Origin of the sequence: Pseudomonas sp. PDM01 (assembly GCF_014852325.1) — a bacterium.
GTDB classification, from domain to species: domain Bacteria; phylum Pseudomonadota; class Gammaproteobacteria; order Pseudomonadales; family Pseudomonadaceae; genus Aquipseudomonas; species Aquipseudomonas migulae.
Genome location: NZ_JACVBK010000006.1, coordinates 449,857 through 476,386, shown reverse-complemented (window position 1 = coordinate 476,386; position 26,530 = coordinate 449,857). Strand labels below are relative to the sequence as shown.

25 protein-coding genes are annotated in these 26,530 nt (G+C 59.5%); all 25 read left to right on the top strand.

Translation table 11 applies throughout. The features are described from left to right. Nucleotides 1–342: 342 nt before the first annotated feature. The gene (gene rfbF, locus IB246_RS18190; RefSeq protein ID WP_008044636.1) at nt 343–1,116 is read left to right on the top strand and encodes a glucose-1-phosphate cytidylyltransferase; all 774 of its coding nucleotides are present in this window, start codon (nt 343–345) and stop codon (nt 1,114–1,116) included. Then, complete coding sequence (gene rfbG, locus IB246_RS18185) at nt 1,098–2,180, top strand: CDP-glucose 4,6-dehydratase (RefSeq protein ID WP_008044634.1); 1,083 nt, start codon at nt 1,098–1,100, stop codon at nt 2,178–2,180. The genes rfbF and rfbG overlap by 19 nt, the downstream gene beginning before the upstream one ends. Continuing rightward, a complete protein-coding gene (locus IB246_RS18180) occupies nt 2,177–2,737 on the top strand; it encodes a dTDP-4-dehydrorhamnose 3,5-epimerase family protein (protein ID WP_008044632.1) in 561 nt (186 codons plus the stop codon). Before rfbG ends, IB246_RS18180 begins: the two co-directional genes overlap by 4 nt. Beyond that, nucleotides 2,734–3,960: a class I SAM-dependent methyltransferase gene (locus tag IB246_RS18175; RefSeq protein ID WP_008044630.1), complete on the top strand. Its 1,227-nt coding sequence runs from the start codon at nt 2,734–2,736 to the stop codon at nt 3,958–3,960. The genes IB246_RS18180 and IB246_RS18175 overlap by 4 nt, the downstream gene beginning before the upstream one ends. Further along, on the top strand, nt 3,957–5,078 hold the full coding sequence (locus IB246_RS18170; protein WP_008044627.1) for a DegT/DnrJ/EryC1/StrS family aminotransferase: 1,122 nt from the start codon (nt 3,957–3,959) through the stop codon (nt 5,076–5,078). Before IB246_RS18175 ends, IB246_RS18170 begins: the two co-directional genes overlap by 4 nt. Next, entirely contained in the window at nt 5,075–5,740 is a 666-nt protein-coding gene (locus tag IB246_RS18165; RefSeq protein WP_032832884.1) for an acetyltransferase, read from the top strand. The genes IB246_RS18170 and IB246_RS18165 overlap by 4 nt, the downstream gene beginning before the upstream one ends. Before the next feature lie 31 nt (nt 5,741–5,771). Then, entirely contained in the window at nt 5,772–6,500 is a 729-nt protein-coding gene (locus IB246_RS18160) for a cephalosporin hydroxylase family protein (RefSeq protein ID WP_008044623.1), read from the top strand. Nucleotides 6,501–6,554: 54 nt separating this feature from the next. Then, entirely contained in the window at nt 6,555–9,488 is a 2,934-nt protein-coding gene (locus IB246_RS18155) for a glycosyltransferase family 2 protein (RefSeq protein WP_008044621.1), read from the top strand. Between the two features lie 30 nt (nt 9,489–9,518). Continuing rightward, complete coding sequence (pseB, locus tag IB246_RS18150) at nt 9,519–10,520, top strand: UDP-N-acetylglucosamine 4,6-dehydratase (inverting) (RefSeq protein ID WP_008044619.1); 1,002 nt, start codon at nt 9,519–9,521, stop codon at nt 10,518–10,520. Then, a complete protein-coding gene (gene pseC, locus IB246_RS18145) occupies nt 10,517–11,680 on the top strand; it encodes a UDP-4-amino-4,6-dideoxy-N-acetyl-beta-L-altrosamine transaminase (RefSeq protein WP_008044617.1) in 1,164 nt (387 codons plus the stop codon). The genes pseB and pseC overlap by 4 nt, the downstream gene beginning before the upstream one ends. Nucleotides 11,681–11,684: 4 nt before the next feature. Then, nucleotides 11,685–12,380, top strand: coding sequence for a pseudaminic acid cytidylyltransferase (gene pseF / locus IB246_RS18140; RefSeq protein ID WP_032832883.1), 696 nt, complete (start codon nt 11,685–11,687; stop codon nt 12,378–12,380). Continuing rightward, complete coding sequence (pseG, locus tag IB246_RS18135) at nt 12,377–13,882, top strand: UDP-2,4-diacetamido-2,4,6-trideoxy-beta-L-altropyranose hydrolase (protein ID WP_008044614.1); 1,506 nt, start codon at nt 12,377–12,379, stop codon at nt 13,880–13,882. Before pseF ends, pseG begins: the two co-directional genes overlap by 4 nt. After that, entirely contained in the window at nt 13,875–14,927 is a 1,053-nt protein-coding gene (gene pseI, locus IB246_RS18130; protein WP_008044612.1) for a pseudaminic acid synthase, read from the top strand. Before pseG ends, pseI begins: the two co-directional genes overlap by 8 nt. A 228-nt stretch (nt 14,928–15,155) precedes the next feature. Continuing rightward, nucleotides 15,156–16,082 carry a ketoacyl-ACP synthase III gene (locus tag IB246_RS18125; protein ID WP_008035244.1) on the top strand — a complete coding sequence of 309 codons (927 nt, stop codon included), beginning with the start codon at nt 15,156–15,158 and terminating at the stop codon, nt 16,080–16,082. An 86-nt stretch (nt 16,083–16,168) separates the two neighbouring features. After that, nucleotides 16,169–17,461 carry a motility associated factor glycosyltransferase family protein gene (locus tag IB246_RS18120; RefSeq protein ID WP_008044609.1) on the top strand — a complete coding sequence of 431 codons (1,293 nt, stop codon included), beginning with the start codon at nt 16,169–16,171 and terminating at the stop codon, nt 17,459–17,461. Beyond that, a complete protein-coding gene (locus tag IB246_RS18115; protein WP_008044607.1) occupies nt 17,458–17,733 on the top strand; it encodes a hypothetical protein in 276 nt (91 codons plus the stop codon). Before IB246_RS18120 ends, IB246_RS18115 begins: the two co-directional genes overlap by 4 nt. Nucleotides 17,734–17,977: 244 nt before the next feature. Next, nucleotides 17,978–18,823 carry a flagellin domain-containing protein gene (locus tag IB246_RS18110; protein WP_008044606.1) on the top strand — a complete coding sequence of 282 codons (846 nt, stop codon included), beginning with the start codon at nt 17,978–17,980 and terminating at the stop codon, nt 18,821–18,823. Between the two features lie 72 nt (nt 18,824–18,895). After that, on the top strand, nt 18,896–19,261 hold the full coding sequence (locus IB246_RS18105) for a flagellar protein FlaG (protein WP_008044605.1): 366 nt from the start codon (nt 18,896–18,898) through the stop codon (nt 19,259–19,261). Nucleotides 19,262–19,343: 82 nt separating this feature from the next. Next, nucleotides 19,344–20,777: a flagellar filament capping protein FliD gene (gene fliD, locus IB246_RS18100; protein WP_192230097.1), complete on the top strand. Its 1,434-nt coding sequence runs from the start codon at nt 19,344–19,346 to the stop codon at nt 20,775–20,777. A gap of 129 nt (nt 20,778–20,906) precedes the next feature. Further along, nucleotides 20,907–21,302, top strand: coding sequence for a flagellar export chaperone FliS (gene fliS / locus IB246_RS18095; RefSeq protein ID WP_008044602.1), 396 nt, complete (start codon nt 20,907–20,909; stop codon nt 21,300–21,302). A 10-nt stretch (nt 21,303–21,312) separates the two neighbouring features. Then, entirely contained in the window at nt 21,313–21,609 is a 297-nt protein-coding gene (locus IB246_RS18090; protein WP_008044601.1) for a hypothetical protein, read from the top strand. A gap of 173 nt (nt 21,610–21,782) precedes the next feature. Then, nucleotides 21,783–23,258, top strand: coding sequence for a sigma-54 dependent transcriptional regulator (locus tag IB246_RS18085; protein WP_008044600.1), 1,476 nt, complete (start codon nt 21,783–21,785; stop codon nt 23,256–23,258). A gap of 110 nt (nt 23,259–23,368) precedes the next feature. Next, nucleotides 23,369–24,592 (top strand): sensor histidine kinase, encoded by a 1,224-nt coding sequence (locus IB246_RS18080; RefSeq protein ID WP_008044598.1) that lies wholly within the window; start codon nt 23,369–23,371, stop codon nt 24,590–24,592. Nucleotides 24,593–24,597: 5 nt separating this feature from the next. Then, on the top strand, nt 24,598–25,983 hold the full coding sequence (locus IB246_RS18075; RefSeq protein ID WP_008044596.1) for a sigma-54-dependent transcriptional regulator: 1,386 nt from the start codon (nt 24,598–24,600) through the stop codon (nt 25,981–25,983). Nucleotides 25,984–26,197: 214 nt separating this feature from the next. Further along, the gene (gene fliE / locus IB246_RS18070; protein WP_008044594.1) at nt 26,198–26,527 is read left to right on the top strand and encodes a flagellar hook-basal body complex protein FliE; all 330 of its coding nucleotides are present in this window, start codon (nt 26,198–26,200) and stop codon (nt 26,525–26,527) included. Nucleotides 26,528–26,530: the final 3 nt, after the last annotated feature.

The following is a 26,530-nucleotide window of genomic DNA, read 5'->3' as shown; positions in this document are numbered from 1 at the left end:
GGAGCAGGACCGGAGCGAGGGCATGCCGAGCCTAGGCGAGGCACCGAACGAAAGGGGCAAGAGCGCTTTGGTTACTTTCGCGCTTTTCGAAAGTGACTCGCCGTAAGGGCGAAACCAATAGCCGCCACAACAGCAAAAACGGATATACACCCAAGGCCCAGAGCCCACCCACCCCAGCGAAAGAGCTGGCGCGTTTCCTGCAAGCCCCCCCGATATCGCCATAAAACGAGCACTTCCGGTGAATCCAGAAGCGCCCTGAGCGGCATTGAAGGTTTTATCCAGAAGGCCTGCAAAAGCTTGATACAGCTTGGCTGAGCCCTGTGACGAACAAGAGGGGAGACGATGAAGGCAGTTATTTTGGCGGGCGGCCTGGGCACGCGCATCAGTGAGGAGTCGCACCTCAAACCCAAGCCGATGATTGAAATCGGCGGCAAGCCAATTCTCTGGCACATCATGAAGCAGTACTCCGCTCACGGGATCCATGACTTCGTGATTTGCCTGGGCTACAAGGGCTACGCGATCAAGGACTTCTTCGCCAACTACTTCCTGCACACCTCTGACGTCACGTTCGACATGTGCAATAACCGCATGGACGTTCACCAGAACTACAGCGAGCCATGGCGCGTCACGCTCATCGATACCGGTGAAGACACCATGACCGGCGGGCGCTTGCGTCGGGCCAGCCGCTACCTGGAAAACGAAGACGCGTTCTGCTTCACCTACGGCGACGGCGTGTCCGATTTGAACATCGGAGCCCTGGTGGACTTCCACCTGTCCCACGGCAAGCTCGCCACGGTCACGGCGGTTCAGCCGCCTGGCCGTTACGGCGCACTGGAACGCGACGGTCACCTGGTCCGCGGTTTTACTGAAAAGCCGCGCGGTGACGGAGGCTGGATCAATGGTGGCTTCTTTGTGCTGTCGCCCAAGGTCCTGCCGCTGATTACCGCCGACGAGACGGTTTGGGAATCCGAGCCTTTGGTCGGCCTGGCCAGCAGCGGTCAACTGGCTGCCTACCAGCACGATGGTTTCTGGCACCCGATGGACACCCTGCGCGATAAAAACCATCTGGAGCATTTGTGGCAGAGCGGGGAGGCCCCATGGAAGCAATGGGACTGAGCCCGGAATTCTGGCGCGGCAAGCGAGTTCTGCTGACGGGCCACACCGGTTTCAAAGGCAGTTGGCTGACGTTGTGGCTGCAAAGCCTCGGCGCGAAAGTCAGCGGGTTTTCCCTCGATCCGTCCACCGAGCCGAGCCTGTTCGAACTGGCACGTGTCCACGAAGGCATCAACGATCAGCGCGGCGACCTGCGTGACCTGGGGGCCCTGCTTGAACTGATCGCCGACACCCAACCGGAAATCGTCCTGCACCTGGCGGCCCAGCCGCTGGTGCGCGAGGGTTATCGCGACCCGTTGGGGACTTACTCCAGCAACGTCATGGGCACCCTGAACCTGCTTGAAGCGATCCGTCAGGTCGGCGGCGTGCGCGCCTGCGTGCTGGTGACCACCGACAAGGTCTACGCCAATCAGGAATGGTTGTGGCCGTACCGTGAAAACGAAGCCCTCGGCGGCCACGATCCTTACAGCAGCAGCAAAGCCTGCTGCGAGTTGCTGGCGCAGTCGTATGCGGCATCGTTTTTCCCGGCCGAGAAGTATGCCGAACACGGTCTGGCCCTGGCCACGGCCCGAGCCGGCAACGTGTTGGGCGGCGGTGATTTTGCCCCTGAACGTCTGATTCCCGATGTCCTGAAAGCCTGGTCTGCCGACGAGCCGGTGACCCTGCGCTACCCGCAAGCGGTCCGCCCGTGGCAACACGCGCTGGAGCCGCTGGCCGGTTACCTGCAACTGGCCGCCGCTCTTTACGAGCGAGGCCCCGAGTTCGCCGGTGCGTGGAACTTCGGCCCGAGCGAAGCGGACATGTGCAGCGTCGGCGAAGTGGTCGAACTGCTTGCCAACCGCTGGCCACAAGCGCGCGGATTGCGCATCGAACCGAGCGAACTGCATGAAGCAGGCCTGTTGCGCCTGGACAGCAGCCGCGCCCGCCAACTGTTGGCCTGGCAGCCGCGCTGGTCGCTGCAACAATGCCTGACCCAGACACTCGACTGGCATCTGGCCTGGCAAAACGGCGACGACATGCGTGGCATCACGTTGGGTCAGTTGAACCTGTACCGAGGCGCGCTGTGAGCGAGTTTTCGTTGAAGGCGCTGCCGCTGACGGGCTTGTTCAGCGTGCAGCACAAACGCTTCGAAGACGATCGCGGGCACTTCGCCCGGTTGTTCTGCGAGGGCAGCCTGAGCGCCTTCGGCCAAGCGTTTTCCATTCGCCAGATCAACCATTCCTGCACCCGTGCACGCGCGAGTGTGCGTGGTCTGCATTACCAGAATGCCAACGCGCCGGAAGCCAAGCTGATCACCTGCCTGCGCGGTGAAGTCTGGGATGTGGCGGTGGACTTGCGGCCCGACTCCGCAACGTTCCTGCACTGGCACGCCGAACACCTGCGCGCCGGCGACGGTCGCAGCCTGCTCATTCCTGCCGGTTTTGCCCACGGCTTCCAGACCCTGACCGACGACGCCGAATTGCTTTACCTGCACAGCGCCGATTACGCGCCGGAGCATGAAGGCGGCTTGTCGGTGAACGATCCACGGCTGGCGATTGCCTGGCCGTTGCCTGTCAATAATCTGTCAGCCAGGGACGCCATCCATCCCTTGCTCGATGAACGTTTCGCTGGAGTGCGTCTATGAACTGCCGTGGTTGCGGTACTCCTTTGGCCTTGCCGCTGATCGATCTCGGCACCTCGCCGCCGTCGAACGCCTACGTTCGTGCCGATCAGCTGGAACAGGCTGAACAGTGGGTGCCACTCAAGGTTGCGGTGTGTCAGCAGTGCTGGTTGGTGCAAACCGAGGATTACACCAGCGCCGACAGCCTGTTCGACGCTGAGTATGCGTATTTCAGTTCGTTCTCCAGCACCTGGCTGGCGCATGCCGATCGCTACGTCGCCGAGATGGTCGAGCGCTTCGGCCTGACCGCCGACAGTCGTGTAGTGGAAATCGCTGCCAACGACGGTTACCTGTTGCAGTACGTCGCCGGTCGCGGCATCCCTTGCCTGGGCGTTGAGCCAACCCGCAGCACCGCGCAAGCGGCGCGGGAAAAAGGCCTGGAGATCCGCGAGTTGTTCTTCGGCCGTCACACCGCTGCGCGATTGGTCAGCGAAGGCTGGTCCGCGGACCTGATGGCTGCCAACAACGTGTTGGCCCACGTGCCGGACATCAATGATTTCCTCGGCGGCTTTGCAACCTTGCTCAAGCCGACCGGCGTGGCGACGTTCGAGTTTCCGCAGCTGCTGACGCTGATGGCCGGGCAACAGTTCGACACGCTGTATCACGAGCACTATTCCTACCTGTCCCTGACCGCCGTGCAGACATTGTGCGAACGCAACGGCCTGGAAGTGTTCGACGTCAGTCAGCTGTCGACCCACGGCGGTTCGCTGCGGGTTTTCGTCCAGCGTGCCGATGGCGTTCGTCGTGACGTGCAGCCTGCGGTTGCTCAGCAACTGCAGGCCGAAATCGCCGCTGGTGTGAAAACCCCCGAGTACTACGCAACCCTCGCGCCAGCCGCCGAGGGCATCAAGCACCAATTGCTGCGCTTCTTGTTGCAGGCGAAAGCCGATGGCAAACGAGTGGTCGGTTACGGCGCCGCCGCCAAGGGCAACACGTTGCTTAACTACGCCGGGGTCAAGCCTGATCTGTTGGCCTGGGTCGCCGACGCCAATCCGCACAAACAGGGCAAGTTCTTGCCTGGCAGCCGGATTCCGGTGGTGTCGCCCGAGCGTATCGCCCTCGAACAACCCGACTACATCCTGGTTCTGCCATGGAACCTGTTGCCTGAAATCACCCAGCAATTCGCCTCGGTCAAAGAGTGGGGCGCACAGTTTGTCGTTGCCGTTCCGGAGTTGAGTATTCAATGAGCAGAATTCACTACACCAAACCGAGTGTCGGCGAACTGGAAGCCCGGTATGCCCTGGATGCCGTGCAGAACGGTTGGGGCGCGCGTTGCTACGAATACCTGACGCGTTTTGAGCACGGGTTTGCCGAGCACCTTGGTGCGACCTATGCCATCGCGACGTCGAGCTGCACCGGCGCGCTGCACATGGGGATGGCTGCACTGGACATCGGCGCGGGTGATGAAGTGATCCTGGGCAACACCAACTGGATCGCTTCGGCAGCACCGATCACCTATCTGGGCGCTACGCCGGTGTTTGTCGATGTTCTGCCGGATAGCTGGTGCCTGGATCCGGAGCTCGTCAGGCAGGCAATTACCCCGAAGACCAAAGCCATTCTCGCGGTCCATCTTTACGGCAACCTGTGTGACATGGACGCATTGCTGGCGATCGGTCGCGAACACGGTATCCCGGTCATCGAAGACGCCGCCGAAGCCATCGGCTCGCAGTGGCGCGGCAAGGCTGCCGGCTCGATGGGGGCGTTCGGTGCGTTTTCATTCCATGGCACCAAAACCATGACCACCGGCGAGGGCGGCATTTTCGTCACCTCGGATAAAGCCTTGTATGAGCGCGTCCTGACGTTGTCCAACCATGGTCGTGTCGCGGGCAGCACCAAACAATTCTGGCCAGAGTTCATTGGCTTCAAATACAAGATGAGCAACTTGCAGGCGGCCGTCGGCTGCGCCCAGGTTGAGCGGATCGAAGAGCTGATCGAACGCAAACGCGCGATATTCGCCAATTACGCCCGCGCGCTGTCATCGCTGCCGGGGGTTTCGCTGAACCCCGAACCTGCCCATGCGCGCAACGGTTACTGGATGCCCACGGTGGTATTCGATGCCGGGACCGGGATCCATCGCGACGAAATGATCGCCGCGTTCCAGGCCGCCGATATCGACGCCCGGGTGTTCTTCTGGCCACTGTCGTCGTTGCCCATGTTCAGTGAGCACGTGGTCGACACACCGGTTTCGTTTGCCTTGCCGGAGCGTGCGTTCAACCTGCCGAGTTATCACGACATGACTGACGCCGATCAGGCACGGGTGGTGGATGTGGTGCGTACACTGCTGGCAAAAAGGCAATCACTGTGAAGATGTACTTGCTGGGCGCGGCCAACCCGGAAGCGGTGCGCATGCTGCACGCGGTGAAACGCAGCACACCGAACGTCGAGTTTGCGTTTCTGGACAATGACCCGAACAAACACGGGACACCGTTTTTTGGTGTTCCGGTCATTGGCGGTTCGGCGTTGGTCAGTGAGCTCAAGGGGCCGGACGTACGTTTCGTCAACCTGATCACCGGCAGCACCCAACTGCGCTACGAGACCACCCGCCAACTGGTCGAGGCCGGTGCAACGCTGGGCCAGTTCATCCACCCCGGCATTGACCTGACCATGATTCGCATGGGGCAGGGCAGTTATCTGCAGGAAGGCGTAATCATGCAGGCCGAGGTGACGCTGGGCGACAACACCAGCATCAGCGCCGGCAGCGTGGTGGGGCATGAAGGGCAAATCGGCCACTCGGTGTTCATGGCGCCCGGCGTGTGCATCGCCGGTTGCGTGGAGATCGGCGACGGCACGTTCATCGGCACCAACGCCACCATTCTTCCGCGCTTGCGTATCGGACGCTGGGTGACCATCGGCGCCGGCGCCGTCGTCACCAAAGATGTCCCGGATTATTCAGTCGTGGCGGGCAATCCCGCCAGGATCATCAAGACCAACGTGGTGCCTTACCCCGACGGTAAGGTCTTCAACTAACCCGTTTGCCTATTTTTTTTGGAGCGTTTCAATGAATCCCCATGAGCAGTTTCGCGAAGAAGTAAAAGACAACATCGAAGGCCTGAAGAAGGACAAGGCGCTGCAAGCCGAGTCGCTGGACTGGGTCGGCACCACGGCCAAACACAAGTACACCTACAACTTCAGCTGGATGGGCCGGCCAATCATTCAGTTCCCGCAGGACATGGTCGCCATGCAGGAAATCATCTGGAACCTGCGTCCGGACGTGATCGTTGAAACCGGCATCGCCCACGGCGGTTCGCTGGTGTTTTACGCCTCGATCCTGGAACTGATGGGCCATGGCGAAGTGCTGGGTGTCGACATCGATATCCGCCAGCACAACCGCGAAGCGATCGAAGCTCACCCGATGAGCAAACGCATCCAGATGATCCAGGGTTCGAGCATCGACACGGCCATCGTCGACCAGGTGCGCGAGCGCATCCAGGGCAAGAAAGTGCTGGTGGTACTGGACTCCAATCACACCCACGAACACGTGCTCGAAGAGCTGCGCCTGTATGCACCGATGGTCTCGGTGGGCAGCTATTGCGTGGTCATGGACACCGTGGTCGAAGACATGCCGGAAGATGCGTTCCCGGACCGTCCATGGGGCAAGGGTGACAACCCGAAAACCGCGGTCTGGGCCTACCTGGAAGAGAACCGTGATTTCGAGATCGACCAGGCCATTCACAGCAAGCTGCTGATCACTGTCGCGCCGGATGGCTACCTGCGCCGAGTACGTTAAGCGACACCTCTATTCAAGCGTTAATCAGGCAATCGGCCTGTGGTGGGGAAGGATATGCAAGGCATTTACGGTTCTGAAAACATGCAGCCCTTGAGTGAACTGTTCACTCTGGTGCTGATTACACACAATCGCCCGACGTTCCTGCGCAGGGCATTGCAGTACTACAGCACGTTGCCTTGCAAGATCCTGGTTCTCGATTCGTCGGCCATCGCGCTCGAGGGCGCGGCGACGGTTGCGGACACCATCGACTATCGGCATTTGCCGCAATTCGGCTACTGGGGAATCCAGGCCAAACTGGTGTACGGCGTCGAGCAGGTCACCACGCCTTACATGGTCTTCGCTTCCGACGATGATTTCCTGATGCACGGTGGCCTCACCGAGTCGGTGAACTTCCTCGAAGCCAACCCCGACTACGGTCTGTGCCATGGCTATTGCCTGATGTACCTGACCCACTCCAACTATGTGCAGTACTACCTTCGTGACAAGAAAGTAAACGAGGACTACAACGCCGAGCTCGGTCAGGATCGTGTACTCGATTACGTGAGCCAGTACATTCCGCCGTTCTATGCGGTCCATCGGACTTCGCTGCTGCGTGACTGGTATGCCGCGATGCCTGAAGGAACGATCTTCCAGTGGCAGGAGATCGGGCATGTCTACTACATGCTCGCCCGGGCCAAGGCGCGGATTCTTCCAATTCCTTACGTGGTGCGTGAGGTCAACTATGGCCGCTCGGATCACAACACCGAGATCATGACGACCCTGGCCCTCAAGGACGCCCGGTCTGTCGCCGACCGTGAGCGTTTTGCCGGCTTCCTGGCATCGCTGCCGACCGGCATCAAAGGTCTGGATGAACACCAGACCGCGCAGGTCGCGCTGCAAAGTTTTGCCGCCCTCGCCGAGAGCCTGACGAAACGCAACGCGCTGACCATCGAGCCGATTTTCGAGTCTTACTGGACGGATCCGACGATAGGGCCGAAGCGGGTCTTCGGCCCTCAGCAATACGTTGAAATGCCGTTCTATAACAGTGCCTTCTTCGACCAACTGACGCAGTGCGAATTCCTGCTTCATTCGATGCCGGCGGGGCGCTTGCAACTCGAAGAAATGGAAGGCGCGTTGCTCAAGCAGGAAGCGTTGCAGCGCACCTATTCCAATGACACTCCGGCGACCATCCAGACCCGTCTGATTGAAGCCGTTGGCCTGGGAGCGTTCAACCGTCGGGTGATGCAGAAACTGGCGCAGCAGCTGTTGGATATGGATGAAGCCGCTGATGCCCGGATACTGACCGACTGGGTTGAGCGTCTGGACAGCGTGCCAACCTTCGACAGCCGTCAGTTGCTCGACACAATGCCGTCGGGACGTTTGCAAAACTGGCTGCAGGCCCGGCAACCGAACGATACCGCGGTGCGCAAAATCAACCAGCACCTGGCGGCCAACGAAGGGGGCCCTCAGTTCGGCATTCTGCTGCTCGATCTGGACGCAGACATGGACAAGCTTCAGGTCACCCTGGACAGCCTCATGGAAAGTGCGTTCCGGGCGTTCAAGGTGGTGATCTTCACCACGGGCGACTTGCCGGCAGTCACCACGGCACAAAACACCCTGCATTTCGTCAAGGTCACGGCGGCCAATTACGTCGACAAGCTGAACCAGATCGCTCGTCAGTCGACTTCGGACTGGTTGCTGCTGGCCGAGGCGGGGGACGAGTTCACCGCTGCCGGCTTCCTGCGTGCCAGCCTCGAGTTGCAAGACGCCGAGGGTTGCCGTGCGGTGGCGATGGACGAAATTCATCGCCAGGAGAATGGCACGCTGGTCGATGTGTTCCGGCCAGCCTTCAACCTCGACCTGTTGCAGAGCCTGCCGTCACTCATCGCACGGCACTGGCTGATTCGCCGCGAAGCGCTGGTGGAAGTCGGCGGTTTTGCCCGCGAGTTCGCCTCGGCGCTCGAGTTCGACCTGCTGCTGCGCCTGATCGAAACCGGTGGCCTGGCCGGCCTTGCCCATTTGGCCGAGCCGTTGCTGATCACCGCCGCTCCTGAGCCGACAGCCAACGAACACGAGCGTCAGACGCTGGTCCGTCATCTGGTGACCCGCGGTTATCAAGCCCAGGTCAGTGCCGAAGCATCGGCTGGTTTGCGTATCGAATACCGCCATGCGGGGCGTCCGAAGGTATCGGTCATCATCCATAGCCAGGACAACCTGGAGCACTTGCAGCGCTGCCTGGTCAGTGTCTTGCAGCGCACGCGCTATCAAAACAACGAAGTTATCATTGCCGATAACCACAGCCAGTCCGCCGAGCTTCACACCTGGCTGGACAGCCTGGAACGAAACGGACGGGGCCGGATTCGTCTGGTCAAGGCTGAACAGCGTCTCAGCACGTCGGCCCTGATCAACCTCGCAGTCGGCGAGGCTCAAGGCGAATACCTGGTGCTGCTGGCGGCGGACGCCGAAGTGGTCAACGCCAACTGGATCGAGGCGCTACTCAATCAGGCCCAGCGTCCCGAAGTCGGCGTGGTCGGTGCCAAGCTGGTGGACCGCGAAGGCAGCGTGACCGGTGCCGGGTTGATTCTGGGGCTCAACGGCGGGATTGCTTCGCCCTTCATCGGTGAGAAGAAGGACGCGTCGGGCTACATGCGCAGACTGCTCGTCGAGCAGAATTACGCGGCCGTCAGCGGTGCATGCCTGATGATTCGCAAGGAAGTATTCGACGCACTCGGCGGTCTGGATCGGGAGCATTTCGATGACGTGTACGCCGATGTAGATCTGTGCCTGAAAGTCGCCGACGCCGGGTTGCTCACGGTGTGGACGCCGCAAGTGCAAGTTACCCACCCGGGCACCTTGCCGGACGCTCCCCAGGCAGTGGCGGCCCTGCGCGACAAGTGGCAGGCGCGTTTCGCGCACGACGAGGCTTACAACAACAACCTGGCCTTGACCGGTAAGGGCTTTGCCCTGAGTGAACCGGCTCCGGTGAACTGGGCGCAGTTGCTCGCATAAGCCTGACTGACAGGTACAAGGACTCAAGGCATGTTCAACGGTAAATCGATTTTCATCTCTGGCGGCACCGGCTCGTTCGGGCGCAATTTCATCCGCCGGCTGCTGGAGCAATATCAGCCGAAGCGGGTGGTGGTGTTCTCGCGCGATGAGCTCAAACAGTACGAGATGCAGCAGACGTTCAACGCGCCGTGCATGCGTTACTTCCTCGGTGATGTGCGCGATGCCGATCGTCTGCGCCAGGCCATGCGTGGCATCGATTACGTGGTGCATGCCGCGGCACTGAAACAAGTGCCGGCGGCGGAGTACAACCCGACCGAATGCATCCGCACCAACGTCAACGGCGCGGAAAATATTATTGCAGCGGCCATCGACAACGGCGTGAAAAAAGTCGTCGCGCTGTCCACCGACAAGGCTGCCAGCCCGATCAACCTGTACGGCGCGACCAAGCTGCTGTCGGACAAATTGTTCGTCGCCGCGAACAATATTGCCGGCGACCAGAACACCCGTTTTTCGGTGGTCCGTTACGGCAACGTTGCCGGTTCGCGTGGCTCGGTGGTGCCGTTTTTCAGCAAGCTGATCGCCGAGGGCGCCACGGAGCTGCCGATCACCGATGAGCGCATGACGCGTTTCTGGATCACCCTCGATCACGGTGTGCAGTTTGTGCTCGACAGCTTCGCCCGCATGCACGGTGGTGAAGTGTTTGTGCCCAAGATCCCGTCGATTCGTATCGTCGATCTGGCACTGGGCATGGCTGAACATTTGCCGCACAAGAACGTCGGCATTCGTCCGGGAGAAAAACTCCATGAGTTGATGGTGCCGCTGGACGACGCGCGGATGACCCTGGAGTTTGCCGATCACTACACCATTCAACCCTCGATTCGTTTCACCAGCGTCGACGTGGATTTTGCCGTCGACAAACTGGGCGAGCAGGGCCGGCCTGTCAGTGAAGACTTCGAGTACCGTTCCGACACCAATCCGCACTACCTGTCGGTTGGCCAGATCGCTGATCTGCACGCGAAACTGCCGGCATGATTCCCTACGGTCGGCAGAGCCTCGATCAGGCAGATATCGATGCGGTGGTCGCCGTGCTGCAGTCGGACTGGCTCACTCAAGGGCCGACCATCGAACGCTTCGAACAGGCATTGGCGCAACGTTGCCAGGCTGATTTCGCGGTGGCGGTGTGCAATGCCACGGCGGCGTTGCACATTGCCTGCCTCGCGGCCGGACTCGGCCCGGGCGATCGGCTATGGACTACGCCGAATACGTTTCTGGCTTCGGCCAACTGTGGTCGCTATTGCGGCGCCGAGGTGGATTTTGTCGACATCGATCCACTGACGTGGAATCTCGACGCTTACGCACTGGCATCGAAGCTTGAGGCCGCCGAGCGCGCTGGCACGCTGCCGAAGGTGCTGGTGGCCGTAGCGTTTTCCGGGCAGAGCTGCGACATGCGCATGATCGCCGGGCTGGCCGAACGTTACGGTTTTACGGTGATCGAGGATGCGTCCCACGCGGTCGGTGCTTCCTATGCCGGACGCCCGGTGGGCTGCGGCGAATTTGCGGCGATGACTGTGTTCAGTTTTCACCCGGTGAAAATCATCACCAGCGCCGAAGGGGGCATGGTGTTGACCAACCGCCCTGAACTGGCCGAGCGCTTGCAGCGTCTGCGCAGCCACGGCATGACCCGCGATCCGCAACAGATGACCGAAGCCAGTCACGGCCCCTGGTACTACCAGCAGGTGGAACTGGGCTTCAATTATCGGATCACCGATCTGCAGGCGGCACTCGGTCTGTCGCAGCTGGACAAGCTCGATGGCTTCATCGCGCGTCGCCGTGAACTGGCGGCGCGTTATGAGCGATCGCTGGCGTACTTGCCGCTGACCTTGCCCGGCGCGCAGCCGGAGGCCGAATCGGCGTGGCATCTGTACGTGGTGCGGTTGCACACCGACCGGATCAACCTCAGTCATCGCCAGGTGTTCGAAGGCTTGCGAGCGGCCGGTGTCGGTGTGAACCTGCACTACATACCGGTGCATTTGCAGCCGTACTATCGCGACCTGGGGTTTGCCGAAGGTGACTTCCCGCAGGCCGAACGTTATTACGCCGAGGCCATCAGCCTGCCGATGTTTCCTTTGCTGAGCGATGAGCAGCAGGACTATGTGGTGGCGCAACTGCGGCGCCTGGTTCTTGAGGAGTAGTGTTGTGAGCAGCGTTGCGATCATTCCGGCCCGCGGCGGCAGCAAGCGAATCCCGCGCAAGAACCTCAAGCCGTTCGACGGCGTGCCAATGATCGTTCGTTCGATTCGCACGGCGCTGGAGTCGCAACTGTTCGACCAGGTTGTCGTCAGCACTGACGATGAAGAAATCGCCGAGGTCGCGCGTGATCACGGGGCTCAGGTGCCGTTCTTGCGTCCGGCGTCGTTGGCCGACGATTTCACCGGCACCGCCGCGGTGATCGTTCATGCCTTGAATCAATTACCAGCGTTCGACTATGCCTGCTGCATCTACGCAACCGCACCGCTGTTGCAGGTACGGTTTCTGCGTCAGGGACTTGAACTGCTGGAGCAGCATCCGGAAAAATCCTTCGCGTTTTCCGTGACCGATTTCGGCTTTCCCGTGCAGCGCGCCTTGACCCTCGACGAGCAGGGCGCGCTGACATCGTTGTACCCGGAATTCCGCAATACGCGGTCGCAGGATCTGGCCGCAGCCTTTCAGGACGCCGGCCAGTTCTACTGGGGACGCAGCGAGGCCTGGTTGCGCGGCGACGTGTTGTTTTCCCCGGTGAGCCTGCCGGTGATCCTGCCGCGGCATCTGGTGCAGGACATCGACACCCTCGAAGACTGGACGCGCGCCGAATACTTGTACGCTGCGCTGAAGGCTGGTGGTGAGTTGCAATGAGAGTGCTGATTCGCTCCGACGCGTCGCCCACCATTGGCAGCGGGCACATCGCTCGATTGTTGCCGTTGGCCAGGGTTTTGCGCAAACAGGGCTCGCATGTTGCTTTTGCATGCCGCCAACTGCCGGGGCATCGGCTGGACATGCTGGCAGCCGAAGGTTTCGAAACCTTTGCGCTGCCCGATCGTTATCCCGACGAAGACCCGCAACAAGCCATCGAATCCATGCTGCCGTGGCAGGCGGACATCGACGCGCTGGCGCACGCCTTGGAAAACCATCCGGCATTCGACTGGATCATCGTCGACCACTATGGGCTCGATCATCACTGGCAGACGGCGGCCCGGCGCTGGGCGCCACGGATCGCCGCGGTGGACGATCTCGCCACTCGCCGGTACGCCGTCGACCTGCTGCTCAACCAGAACCTGTCGGGTACACCAGACGCTTATGGTTCGCTGCTTGAGCCCGGTTGCCAGACGTTGTTCGGCCCGCGATTCGCGATGCTACGCGATGAGTTCTGCTGCCCGGCAATTGCGATCAAGCCCCAGGTAAAACGGGTGCTGGTCAATTTCGGCGGTTTCGATGCGGCGATGCAGACTTATCACGCGATGTTGGCGATGGCCGATTTCCATGCGCTGGAAGTTGATTTCGTGGCCGGTGCCGATAACCCGGCATGGGACAAGATGATGGCCATGGCGGCGAGTCATCCCAACTGGCGCTTGCACAGTTTTGTCAGCGACTTCTACCGCCTGATGATCGAGGCTGACCTGTTCGTCGGCGCCGGTGGGGGAACCAGTTGGGAGCGGGCGGCCCTGGGGTTGCCGACGATTTGCATTGCGGTCTCGAATAATCAGCAGGCCAACGGCGAGGTCATGGCCACCTCGGGCGCCCATGTGTACCTGGGACCCCGTGAGCAGGTGAGCGTCGAACAATTGCGTCAGGCCATCGGTTTTGTCGCGGGCAATCCTGGGATACGCCAGAGTCTGGCCGAGCATTCGCGCCAGTTGGTGGATGGTCGGGGCGCACAGCGGGTGGCCGCCGCCCTGGCCGGCGCGGTGTTGCTGATCCGCCCCGCGACCGCAGACGATGCGCAGCTTCTGTTCGACGGGCGTAATGCCGAAGCGGTACGGCGCTGGTCGCGGGAGACCGGGCTGATCGAATGGTCGTCGCATCAAAACTGGCTGGCCGCCAGTTTGAACAATGCACAGCGTCTGCTGCTGATCGCCGAGGCTGATGACGGCCCGGTGGGCGTGTTGCGTTATGACTTGTGCGAATTTGAAGCTGAAGTCTCGATTTATCTGTTTGAAGATCGCATCGGCCTGGGCTGGGGCAGGGCGCTGCTGGCTCGGGGCGAGGCCTTCGTGACCACCCATTGGCCGCAACTGCGGACTATCACCGCTCAAGTGGTGCCAGAGAACCAGCCGTCGCTGAAGGTATTTCGCGAAGCCGGTTTCACTCAGAATGCTTGCGCGTTCACGCGCGTATTAAAGGATCACTGCAATGACTAGCTTCAAAATTGGCGACCGCTTGATCGGGGCCGATGCGCCGCCGTTCATCATCGCCGAGATGAGTGGCAACCATAACCAGTCATTGGACATGGCCCTGCAAATCGTCGATGCCGCAGCCAAGGCGGGTGCGCACGCCTTGAAGCTGCAAACCTACACAGCCGACACCATGACCCTGGACCTGTCCGAGGGCGAGTTCTTCATCAAGGACCCGAACAGTCTGTGGGCCGGATCGTCCTTGTACGCGCTCTACGAAAAAGCGCATACGCCGTGGGAGTGGCACGCGCCGATTTTCGCCCGCGCCAAGGCGCTGGGCATGCTCGCGTTCTCCACGCCGTTTGATGACACCGCAGTGGACTTCCTCGAAAGTCTCGACGTGCCGGCCTACAAGATCGCCAGTTTCGAGAATACGGACCTGCCATTGATTCGTCGGGTCGCTGCGACCGGCAAGCCATTGATTATTTCTACCGGCATGGCCAGCATCGCTGAGCTCGACGAAACCGTACGTGCCGCCCGCGAAGCCGGTTGCAAGGATCTGGTGTTGCTCAAGTGCACCAGCACCTACCCGGCGACGCCCGCCAACAGCAACGTGCGGACGATTCCTCATTTGCGCGAATTGTTTGGCTGTGAAGTCGGGCTGTCTGACCACTCGATGGGCGTCGGTGTGTCTGTGGCCGCGGTGGCTCTCGGGGCGACGGTGGTGGAAAAGCACTTCACCCTCGACCGCAGCGCCGGTGGCGTGGACGCCAGTTTTTCGCTGGAGCCGGCGGAGCTCGCCAGCCTGGTGATAGAAACCGAGCGCGCGTGGCAGGCCATGGGGCATGTGCATTACGGTGTGACGGACGCCGAGCGCAAGTCTCTGATGTACCGCCGCTCGCTCTATGTGACTCAGGACATGGCTGCCGGCGAGCCCTTTTCTGTCGCTAATCTGCGAGCCATTCGTCCGGGGCTGGGGTTGGCTCCAAAACACGCGGAAACCCTTCTGGGCCGCCGTGCCCGTAAGGCTATCCCGCGCGGAACGCCGCTGGACTGGTCGTTGGTCGAATAACCCCTTATGGTGCCGATTCGGCAAAATAGAGTGACCTGCGAGTCATAACGCGCATCTTCACTGTATTGTATTAATCGGGAAGGTGGCGCCTGGCCTGTTTTTGGCCCAGTGATAGCCTTTTATTCTTCCCGCTGTCGCCTCAATGAGGCGGCGTTTTTCTCCGTTTGTCGGCGCCCCTCGAATCATTACGAGCGGTGGTATTGGGCTGTTTATTATTGGGAAGCCGTAATGATTGGCATAAAAAGCATTGCGAGCTACGTTCCTGTAGCCGGCGTGGACAATTACGCACAAGGTGCAAAATTCGAAAAGGATGAAGAATTCATCCTGGGCAAGATCGGTTCGGCCTTCCTGCCGCGCAAAGACGCTGGTCAGGAAACCTCGGACCTGTGTGTCGAAGCAGCCAATGCGCTGTTCGCCAACAATCCGGACTTGAAACGTGAAGACATCGACGTACTGATCGTCGTCACGCAGAACGGCGACGAAGAAGGCCTGCCGCACACCGCCGCCATCGTTCAGGACAAACTGGGCCTGCCGACCACCGTCGCCGCGTTCGATATTTCCCTGGGCTGCTCGGGCTACGTCTACGGCATCTACGCCATCAAGGGTTTCATGGAAGCCGCAGGCTTGAAGAATGGCCTGCTGATCACCGCAGATCCGTACTCGAAGATCGTCGACCCGGAAGACCGCAACACCACCATGCTGTTTGGCGATGCCGCCACTGCAACCTGGATGGGCGAAAACGCGCCATGGCAACTGGGCAAGGCCAAGTTCGGCACCGACGGTTCCGGTGCGCCGCACCTGAAGGTGACCGACGGGGTGTTCTTCATGAACGGCCGTCAGGTGTTCAACTTCGCGCTGCTGAAAGTCCCGGCGCACTTGCACGAACTGCTGACCGATTCGCAGCTGACCGCTGATGATATCGATGCGTTCTGCATTCACCAGGGCAGTGCCGCGATTGTCGACGCTGTGGCTCGACGCTTCGAAGGCGAGCCGGAGAAGTTCATCAAGGACATGGTCGAGACCGGCAACACCGTTTCGTCGAGTATCCCGTTGCTGCTGGAGAAACACGTACTGGACTCCACCTGGAAACGTGTGGCGTTGAGCGGTTTCGGCGTTGGTTTGTCATGGGGCTCGGCGATTATCTATCGCCCTTGATCCTTCAAAAGCCAGGCATAAAAATAGCGTTCAAGGTGTAACCTTGAGCGCTATTTTTTTTTTGCCCGAATGAAAAGCGAGGCTCCATGAGCGAGTTGTTTGAGCGCAACGGCGAGTTGATTCAGCGGCGTTGGCCCAAGGTCTGGCATCGACTGTCGGTGGAGAACAGCACCGAGTTGCGCGCTGATCTGGTGGACGGCCAGGGCTCGACATTGAGCATCAATGGCATTCAGTTGACCAGTCGCCATGACCGCACTCGCGAAGCGTTGCTTCAGGCCGGCAGCCTGCCCGTCGACAGTCCGGTGGTGCATGTCTATGGCACCGGGCTGGGGGATTTGCAGCTGCAATTGCTGGAGCGAACCGGGCTTGAACGGTTGTACGTGCACATTCTGAACGGCGCGGTGTTTTCCCTGGTGCTGCAACTGCTCGATCAACAGTCGTGGCTCGCCGATTCACGAGTGGTGCTGCTGTACGCCGGCGATCTGGCGGAAATCCAGTTGCCGTACTTCGCGCTGCCTTCGGAGCTGGTGCTGGCGGACGACTACAACGCCAAGATCCGCGACCGGCTGATCAGCGAAACCCATTTGACCTTCAACAATCGCGAATTCAATGCCGACAATCCGGAGATTGCCGAGCGTTTGCAGGCGAGTGTCGAGCGTGTTCGCGCCGATGCCGATGCTGCGGAGCTGTTTGCCACCTGTTCCGGCAGGGAAGTGTTTGTCATTGCCACCGGACCCAGCCTGGAACAGCACTTCGACACGCTGCGCGCGGTACGCGAACAGGCGCAGCGGCCGTTGTTCATTTGCGTCGATACGGCCTACCGACCGCTTATCGAGCATGGGATCAAGCCGGATGTGGTGGTCACGATTGATCAGCGCATCTCGACGCGACATTTGCCTTGCGATGCCTCGCGCGATATCACGCTGGTCTACATGCCCATGGTTGATCCAGAGGTCTTGGGAGGTTGGCAGGGCAAGCGTTACGTGGCCTATTCCGCCAGCCCTGTCTATAGGGACATGCGCGAGCAGTTGCCCAAGGCCCAACTGTTTGTCGGTGGCAGTGTGATTCACCCGGCGGTGGACCTGGCGGTACACATGGGGGCCAGCCAGATCACGCTGTTCGGCGCCGATTTTGCTTTTCCGAACAACAAGACCCACGCCGGCTGGAATGACGGTGACCTTGGGCCAAACGTGGGCGCCGCCCGGCACTGGGTGCTCGATGGCCACGGTCAGCGAGTCAAGACGCAGCTCAATTTCCGCAGTTACTTGTGCGAGCTGGAACGGTACATCGCCGGGCATCCTCAGATGGCTTTCTATAACAGCAGTCGGGCAGGGGCGATGATCGTCGGCACGACGTTTCATCCGGAGCTCACGCGATGACTGAATCCTCCCTGATTGCCGAGGCGCTGCAGTGTTCTGTTTTGTTCCGTCTGGGGCGAGATGTCGAAGCGGCGCTGCTCATGGTCCAGATTTGCAGTGATGTGCAATCCGCAATGGGGCACGAGACTGTCGAGGTCCAATCCCGCTGGACGGCGTTGCTCTCCGACATGCAGGCCTGTCAGGAGGCGCAGGACTGGTTGGCGCTGGCCGACTATCTTGATTATGAGTTGCCCCAATTGCTGGAAGCGGCCACGGCCGGTCAAGGCTTTTGACAATGTGCCGGTACAGGCGAGTCCTCGCTGTCCCGTTACCGGCATTTCCCTGACGTCACTTTTTTGGATTGGCTTGCCGCCAAGCCCTTGTTTTATGGGGGGTGGCAGTGTGATGGCAAATTTTTTTCAAAATGGCCTAAAGCAACCTGCATTCGCGACGATAACTATTACGAAGGTTCTCTAGGCCATACCCGGCGGTTGCCAGGGCCGGAAGCCGCAGTACCCAACCAACGAGGAATTCGTCATGGCTTTGACAGTAAACACCAACACTACGTCGCTGAACGTTCAGAAGAACCTGAACCGTGCTTCCGACGCGCTTTCGACTTCGATGACTCGCCTGTCTTCCGGCCTGAAAATCAACAGCGCCAAAGACGACGCCGCCGGCCTGCAAATCGCTAACCGTATGACCTCGCAGATCCGTGGTCAGACCATGGCTATCAAAAACGCCAACGACGGTGTTTCGATCGCTCAGACCGCTGAAGGCGCTCTGCAAGAGTCGACCAACATTCTGCAACGTATGCGTGAAATTGCACTGCAATCGCGAAACGACTCCAACGGCACTGCTGACCGTACCGCTCTGGACAAAGAATACCAACAGTCGGTTGCAGAACTGACCCGTATTGCTCAGTCCACCAACCTGAACGGCAAAGCGCTGATCGACGGTACTGCTGGCGCGATGGAATTCCAGGTAGGTTCGAACACTACTTCCGACAACCAGATCACTCTGACCCTGTCGACCAGCTTCGACGCCAGCGCCCTGGGCATGACCGGTACTACCATCTCCGGTACTTCCAACTCGGGTAACCACAACTCTGTATTGTCCGCGATCTCGGCCATCAACATTGCCCTGGACAAAATCAACTCCACTCGTGCTGACCTCGGTGCTGCTCAGAACCGTTTCTCCACCACGATCTCCAACCTGCAGAACATCAACGAAAACGCCAGTGCTGCACTGAGCCGCGTACAAGATACCGACTTCGCTGCTGAAACTGCACAGCTGACCAAGCAAAACACCCTGCAACAAGCTTCCACTTCGGTTCTGGCCCAGGCCAACCAACTGCCATCCGCTGTACTGAAACTGCTTCAGTAATAGCTGGGTAAGTTTTGGCGGGGGAGTGCGCACGCGCGCTCTCTCGCTTTTTCAATTTAAGAGGTGATGGACATGGATATGAGCGTGAAGCTGAACTTGTCTTATCCTGCCGCGAAGCCGGCGACGACTGTTGCTGAACAATCGGTGGAAAAGCCTCGAGCCGATGCTGCCACCGTGGCAACGGTCAAGGATGAATCAAAAGACGCGCAAAGCGAGCAGGACAAACTGAAGATGGCCGTTCAGGAAATCGAAAAGTTCGTTCAATCGATCAAGCGCAATCTGGAGTTCTCGATCGATGAACCTTCAGGCAAGGTTATCGTTAAAGTGATCGCCAGTGAGTCGGGTGAAGTGGTTCGCCAGATCCCCAACGAAGAAGTGCTCAAACTGGCCAATAGTTTGAATGATGCAAGCAGCCTGTTGTTCAGCGCTAAAGTCTGACAGCTGGCACGAATTTTGTTGCTATGTTCTTTTGGGCGTTGTAATGGTCAAAAGGCCGGCGACACACTGAAGGGAGTCCCACATGGCAAGTCCAATTCTACCGGGTCTGGGGTTAGGCTCCGGCCTTGACACCACGGCTATCGTTAAAGCTTTGGTTGATGCTGATAAATCGGCCAAGCAAACCCAGATCAACCGGCAGACGAACACCAATACATCGCAGATTTCCGGTGTCGGGACCCTCAAGAGTGTGTTGGCGAATTTCCAGGCCGCGATCAAAAACCTTGGTGATACCAAGACCCCGCAGTTCCTGGGTTACAACGCCACGAGTTCCGATCCCAAAGTGCTGACCTCTGTCGCCAGCAACTCGGCGGTCAACGGCACGTATGTCATCAAGGTCAACTCCCTTGCGACTTCATCCAAGGTGGCGACCGCTGCGTTTCCCCTTGGCCCTACCAGTGCCATTCAGGACGGTACGCTCAATATCACTCAAAATGGCATTGCCCGACCGGTCACCATTCCTCCTGGTGCTACGTTGCAGACGGTGCGGGATGCGATCAACACCCAGCAAGGCGCCAATGGCTTCAGTGCCAACATTGTCACTGACTCCTTCGGTTCGCGTCTGGTCCTGGGCTCTACCGCGACCGGTTTGAATTCCGATATCACGCTCAGTGGTATTCCTGGCCTGGAAATTACCGCGGGCCAGAAAATGGGTCCCACGCCTGATGGGACTTCGGCGGGTGCCATCGGCGAACTCGCTGCGAATGCCAGCTTCACGGTTGACGGGCTGGCTATCTCCAGCAAATCCAACACCGTGGATGGCGCCATTTCCGGCCTGACGCTGAATCTGGTGACGACGGGTACTTCCACTGTGACGGTCGGGCCGAACAGTGACGGTTTGAAAAAATCGATCCAGGCTTTTGTCGACGCTTTCAACCAGGTGGTCAGCACTGTCAGTACGCTGAGCAAGCCTTCCCTGGATAAAGATGGCAAGCCAACCATTCCCGCGGCATTGACCGGTGACTCGCTGGGTCGCAGTGTTCTGGCGTCGATCCGTGAGCCGTTGGCAAGTACCGGTGCTGGCGACAAACTGACCGTGCTTTCGCAGTTGGGTATTACCACTAACCAGAAAACCGGTGCGCTCGATTTTGACAGCACCAAGTTCTCTGCGGCGATGGATACGCAGAAACTGGGTGGTGAAATTCAGAAGCTGTTCCTGGGTGATCCAGCGGCGACCGGCGATGCGGCCAAGGGGCTGCTGGAGCGAATGAATTCGGCGATTACGCCTTATACCGTTACTGGCAACGAAGGCATCCTTGATGCGCGTTCGGCCAGCCTGGCGAAGGTTAAAACCAACCTGGCCAGCCAGCAGGAAGCACTGGATCGTCGGGTCGCGACTCTGACAACCGTGCTGACCAAGAAGTACAACGACATGGACACTCTTGTCGGCAAGCTCAAGGCAACGGCGAGCAACATTACCTCGATGTTTGAGGCGATGAACGCACAGAAAAAAGGCTGATAGCGCGTAGGCGCCAAAAGCCCGGCAGCGAATTCCGCTTGTCGGGCTTTTTTTGTTTCGATCTAAAGATTTTTGACGCGGTGTCGATACACTGGCTATACGAATCACAAAGTTTTGATGAGGTACAGCATGAACCCGATGTTAGCCCTTCGGCAGTACCAGAAGATTGGTGCTCAGGCCCAGACTTCCGAAGCCAGCCCCCATCGCCTGGTGCAAATGCTCATGGAAGGTGGGCTGGATCGCATCGCTCAGGCCAAGGGTGCCATGGAGCGCAAGGATATTCCCAACAAAGGCATTTTCATCGGCAAGGCGATCGCGATCGTCGGTGGCTTGCGTGAAGGCCTGGACCTGGAAAATTCGATTGAGTCTGTAGGTGAGCTGGACAAGCTGTACACCTACATGATGAAGCGCCTGGCAGAAGCCAACGTCAAAACCGATCCAAAGATTCTCGACGAAGTCGCCGATTTGCTTCGCACAGTCAAAGAAGGCTGGGATGCTATCGCCGCGCCGGGTCCGCAGTTTTAAGGAGATCACCATGAGTCTTGTATTGCAGCGTATCGAACACACCCGTGATGCCCTCGTCGGTGCCTTGGCCGAGCGCAATTGGGAAGCCATCGGTGAGTTGGATCTGGCTTGTCGTTCCTGCATGGAAGACGTCTTGAGTGAAGCTTCGGTAGACGAGGCCGCCTTGCGTGACAATCTTGAAGAGTTGCTGGGGGTGTATAAGCAGCTTCTGGAGGCGGCGACAGGGGAGCGACAAGCAATAGTTGATGAGATGTCGCAGATCCATCAAGCACAGAACGCTGCAAAGGTTTACCATCTGTTTGGTTAATTAATCCTCAGTTAATCCAAACATAGTGCGCCATAAATTTGACTGTGCACGGTTTTTTGACTTAACTAGTGGCTGGTTCCAGATTTCAGGCGTCTACAGGCATAACGTGTCTGCAAGCGTCTAGCTTGCCCCATCATTTCGGGCATTGAGTTGACTAGGGAAGTTGCTATTGCATGTGGCGTGAAACCAAAATTCTGCTGATTGATGACGATAGCGTCCGCCGCCGCGACCTGGCGGTGATTTTAAATTTTCTTGGCGAAGAAAATTTACCCTGCGGTAGCCATGACTGGCAGCAGGCTGTCGGCTCTTTGTCATCAAGTCGTGAAGTGATCTGTGTCCTCATCGGGACGGTCAATGCTCCTGGTGCACTTCCGGGCTTGTTAAAGACACTCTCTACCTGGGATGAGTTCCTTCCGGTTTTGTTAATGGGCGATAATTCTTCCGTTGACTTGCCAGAAGACCAGCGTCGTCGAGTGCTTTCGACCCTCGAAATGCCACCCAGCTACAGCAAACTGCTCGATTCGCTGCACCGTGCCCAGGTCTATCGCGAGATGTACGACCAGGCCCGCGAGCGCGGTCGTCATCGCGAGCCCAACCTTTTCCGCAGTCTTGTCGGCACCAGCCGGGCGATTCAACACGTCCGTCAGATGATGCAGCAAGTTGCCGACACCGACGCCAGCGTGCTGATCCTTGGCGAGTCGGGGACTGGCAAGGAAGTGGTCGCGCGCAACCTGCACTACCATTCCAAGCGTCGTGACGCGCCGTTCGTCCCGGTCAACTGCGGGGCGATCCCGGCCGAGTTGCTGGAAAGCGAATTGTTCGGTCATGAGAAAGGCGCCTTCACCGGGGCGATCACCAGTCGCGCCGGGCGCTTTGAGCTGGCCAACGGCGGTACGCTGTTCCTCGACGAAATCGGCGACATGCCGCTGCCGATGCAGGTCAAGCTGTTGCGCGTGCTGCAGGAACGCACTTTCGAGCGCGTGGGCAGCAACAAGACCCAAAGCGTCGATGTGCGCATCATCGCGGCGACTCACAAGAATCTCGAAAGCATGATCGAGATCGGCACTTTCCGCGAAGACTTGTACTACCGCCTGAACGTGTTCCCGATCGAGATGGCACCGCTGCGCGAACGTGTCGAAGACATTCCGCTGCTGATGAACGAGTTGATCTCGCGCATGGAGCACGAGAAGCGCGGTTCGATCCGTTTCAACTCCGCAGCGATCATGTCGCTGTGCCGTCACGGCTGGCCGGGCAACGTTCGCGAACTGGCCAACCTGGTGGAGCGCATGGCGATCATGCACCCGTACGGGGTGATCGGTGTGGTCGAGTTGCCGAAGAAATTCCGTTACGTCGATGACGAAGACGAGCAACTGGTCGATAGCTTGCGCAGCGATCTTGAAGAGCGCGTGGCCATCAACGGTCACACTCCGGACTTCACCGCCAACGCCATGCTGCCGCCGGAAGGCCTGGACCTGAAAGACTACCTTGGTGGTCTGGAGCAGGGCCTGATCCAGCAGGCGCTGGATGATGCCAATGGCATCGTGGCGCGTGCTGCCGAGCGGTTGCGGATCCGTCGTACCACGCTGGTAGAGAAGATGCGCAAGTACGGCATGAGCCGTCGCGACGGTGATGAACAGGCGGATGATTGACGCCTGTTTTTCAAGTCGTTCATTTGTAGGCGGTTTTTTTTAGGCACGGGTATTGCTACATCCCTCGCAACGTTCCGTTTAACTGACGGTCAGCCAAGCGAGAGAGCCCGATGCCCCAAGCCGCCCAGATGTCTCCTGTCCCTGATGCTTCGGGACAAACGTCGTCCGTAGAGCAGGCAAGCCGGCTTGGCCTTGAGCAGGCTTTCGCGTTGTTCAACCAGATGTCCAGCCAGTTGACCGACTCCTACAGCATGCTCGAAGCCCGGGTCACCGAGCTCAAGGGCGAGCTGGCGGTGGTCAGTGCTCAGCGCATGCAGGAACTGGCGGAAAAAGAACGCCTGGCCAACCGCCTGCAAAACCTCCTCGATCTATTGCCCGGCGGCGTTATCGTCATCGACGCCCAGGGCATCGTGCGTGAAGCCAACCCCGCTGCTTATGAGTTGCTCGGCCTGCCTCTCGAGGGCGAGCTGTGGCGTCATGTCATCGCCCGATGCTTCGCGCCGCGCGAAGACGACGGTCACGAAATCTCGCTCAAGGACGGTCGGCGTCTGTCGATTGCCACCCGCTCGCTGGATGCCGAGCCCGGCCAGTTGGTGTTGCTAAACGACCTGACCGAAACCCGTCATCTGCAAGATCAACTGGCTCGCCACGAACGCCTGTCTTCCCTCGGTCGAATGGTCGCGTCGCTGGCTCACCAGATTCGTACGCCGTTGTCCGCCGCATTGCTTTACGCCAGTCATTTGACCGAGCAAGAACTGCCGGTTGCCACGCAGCAACGTTTTGCCGGGCGCCTTAAAGAGCGTTTGCATGAGCTGGAGCATCAAGTGCGCGACATGCTGGTGTTCGCTCGTGGCGAGCTGCCGCTGACCGATCGCGTTACGCCGAAAATGCTGATGCAATCCTTGCAGGCAGCGGCGCTGACCCATGTGCAGGATTTGCCGGTTCGCTGGCAGTGCGACAGCCATGCGGGTGAGTTGCTTTGCAATCGCGACACGTTGGTCGGGGCGATTCTCAATCTGATCGAGAACGCGATCCAGGCCAGTGCCGGCGACGTTCGCTTGAAAGTCCATCTCTACACCCGCGACAACAACCTGCGTGTCTGCGTCAGTGACAGCGGCAGCGGCATCGATACGAAAGTGCTGGCGCGTTTGGGTGAGCCATTTTTTACCACTAAAACCACCGGGACCGGCCTTGGCCTGACCGTGGTCAAGGCCGTGGCTCGTGCCCATCAGGGAGAATTGCAGCTGCACTCGCGGTTGGGTCGCGGCACCTGCGCGCAGGTGATTCTGCCGCTGTTTTCTGATGAGAAGCGCAGTGCCCGGGGAGTGGAGTGAACGACATGGGGATCAAGGTTTTACTGGTCGAGGATGACCGCGCATTACGCGAAGCACTGACCGATACGCTGTTGCTCGCAGGGCATGACTACACAGCCGTGGGGTCGGCCGAAGAAGCGCTGGACGCCGTTGAAGCCGAGGCGTTCAACCTGGTGCTCAGTGACGTCAACATGCCGGGCATGGACGGCCATCAACTGCTCGGATTGCTGCGCGCTCGCCAGCCGCAGTTGCCGGTGCTGCTGATGACGGCGCACGGCGCCGTAGAGCGCGCGGTGGATGCGATGCGTCAGGGCGCGGCGGATTATCTGGTCAAGCCGTTCGAGCCCAAGGCTTTGCTGGATCTGGTTGCGCGGCATGCGCTGGGCAGCCTCGGCGCTGCCGACAGTGAGGGGCCTGTAGCGTTCGAGCCGGCCAGTGCGCAGTTGCTGGAATTGGCCGCACGGGTGGCGCGCAGTGATTCGACGGTGTTGATCTCCGGTGAGTCCGGGACCGGTAAAGAAGTGCTGGCGCGTTACATCCATCAGCATTCTCATCGCGCCAGCCAGCCGTTCATTGCGATCAATTGCGCGGCGATTCCCGACAACATGCTCGAGGCAACGCTGTTCGGTCACGAAAAGGGTTCGTTCACTGGCGCCATCGCGGCGCAGGCCGGCAAGTTCGAGCAGGCCGACGGCGGAACCATTCTGCTCGACGAAATTTCCGAAATGCCCCTGGGTCTTCAAGCCAAGTTGCTGCGCGTGTTACAGGAGCGCGAAGTTGAGCGGGTCGGCGCGCGCAAACCGATCACGCTGGATATTCGGGTCGTCGCCACCACCAACCGTGACCTTGCCGGTGAAGTGGCAGCAGGGCGTTTCCGCGAAGACCTTTACTATCGCCTGTCCGTATTTCCTTTGGCCTGGCGTCCGTTGCGCGAACGCACCGCCGACATCCTGCCGCTGGCCGAGCGGCTGCTGACCAAGCACGTCAATAAAATGAAGCACGCGGCGGCGCGACTGTCGCCCGAGGCGCAGGCGTGCCTGATCGGCTATCCGTGGCCGGGCAATGTGCGGGAGCTGGATAACGCGATTCAGCGTGCATTGATCCTGCAGCAGGGCGGTGTGATCCAGCCGCAGGATTTCTGCCTGGCCGGGCCGGTTGCCTGTGCGCCGTTGCCGGCATTGGCCGCCGTGCCGGTGCGAGGTGTGGAAGTCGAGTCCGAGTCTGCCGGTGCGCTGGGTGACGACCTGCGTCGCCGCGAATTCCAGATGATCATCGATACCTTGCGCTCTGAGCGGGGGCGTCGCAAAGAAGCGGCAGAGCGTCTGGGCATCAGTCCTCGCACCCTGCGCTACAAACTGGCGCAAATGCGTGATGCCGGAATGGATGTGGAAGCGTACCTGTTCGCCACCTGATTTTACTTTGTGGGAGCGAGCCTGCTCGCGATGGAGTCAGGAGCGACGCGTTATCGTTCACGACCATCGCGAGCAGGCTCGCTCCTATAGAAAATTGTGAGCTGATAAAGGGCTTTTGTTCTGGGCGGCCACGGAGATGGCACCCTTGTTGCTAACACCTCACTACCCGCCGAGTGAGTGTCAAAAAATTGCGGGTCGTCAATGAGAGTAGACCATGAGCCAAGGTATTGAATTCAATCGGTTGATGCTGGACATGCGTTCCATGCAAATGGATGCCATGTCTGCGCCGAAATCGACTGCCGCCGTCCCTGAATTGAGCGGCAGCAGCTTTTCCGACATGCTCGGTCAGGCCGTCAATAAAGTGAGCGACACCCAGCAGGCTTCCAGTCAGTTGGCCAGTGCCTTCGAGATCGGCAAGAGTGGTGTCGACCTGACGGACGTGATGATTTCCTCGCAGAAGGCCAGCGTGTCTTTCCAGGCGTTGACCCAAGTGCGTAACAAGCTGGTTCAGGCATACCAAGACATCATGCAGATGCCGGTTTAAGGA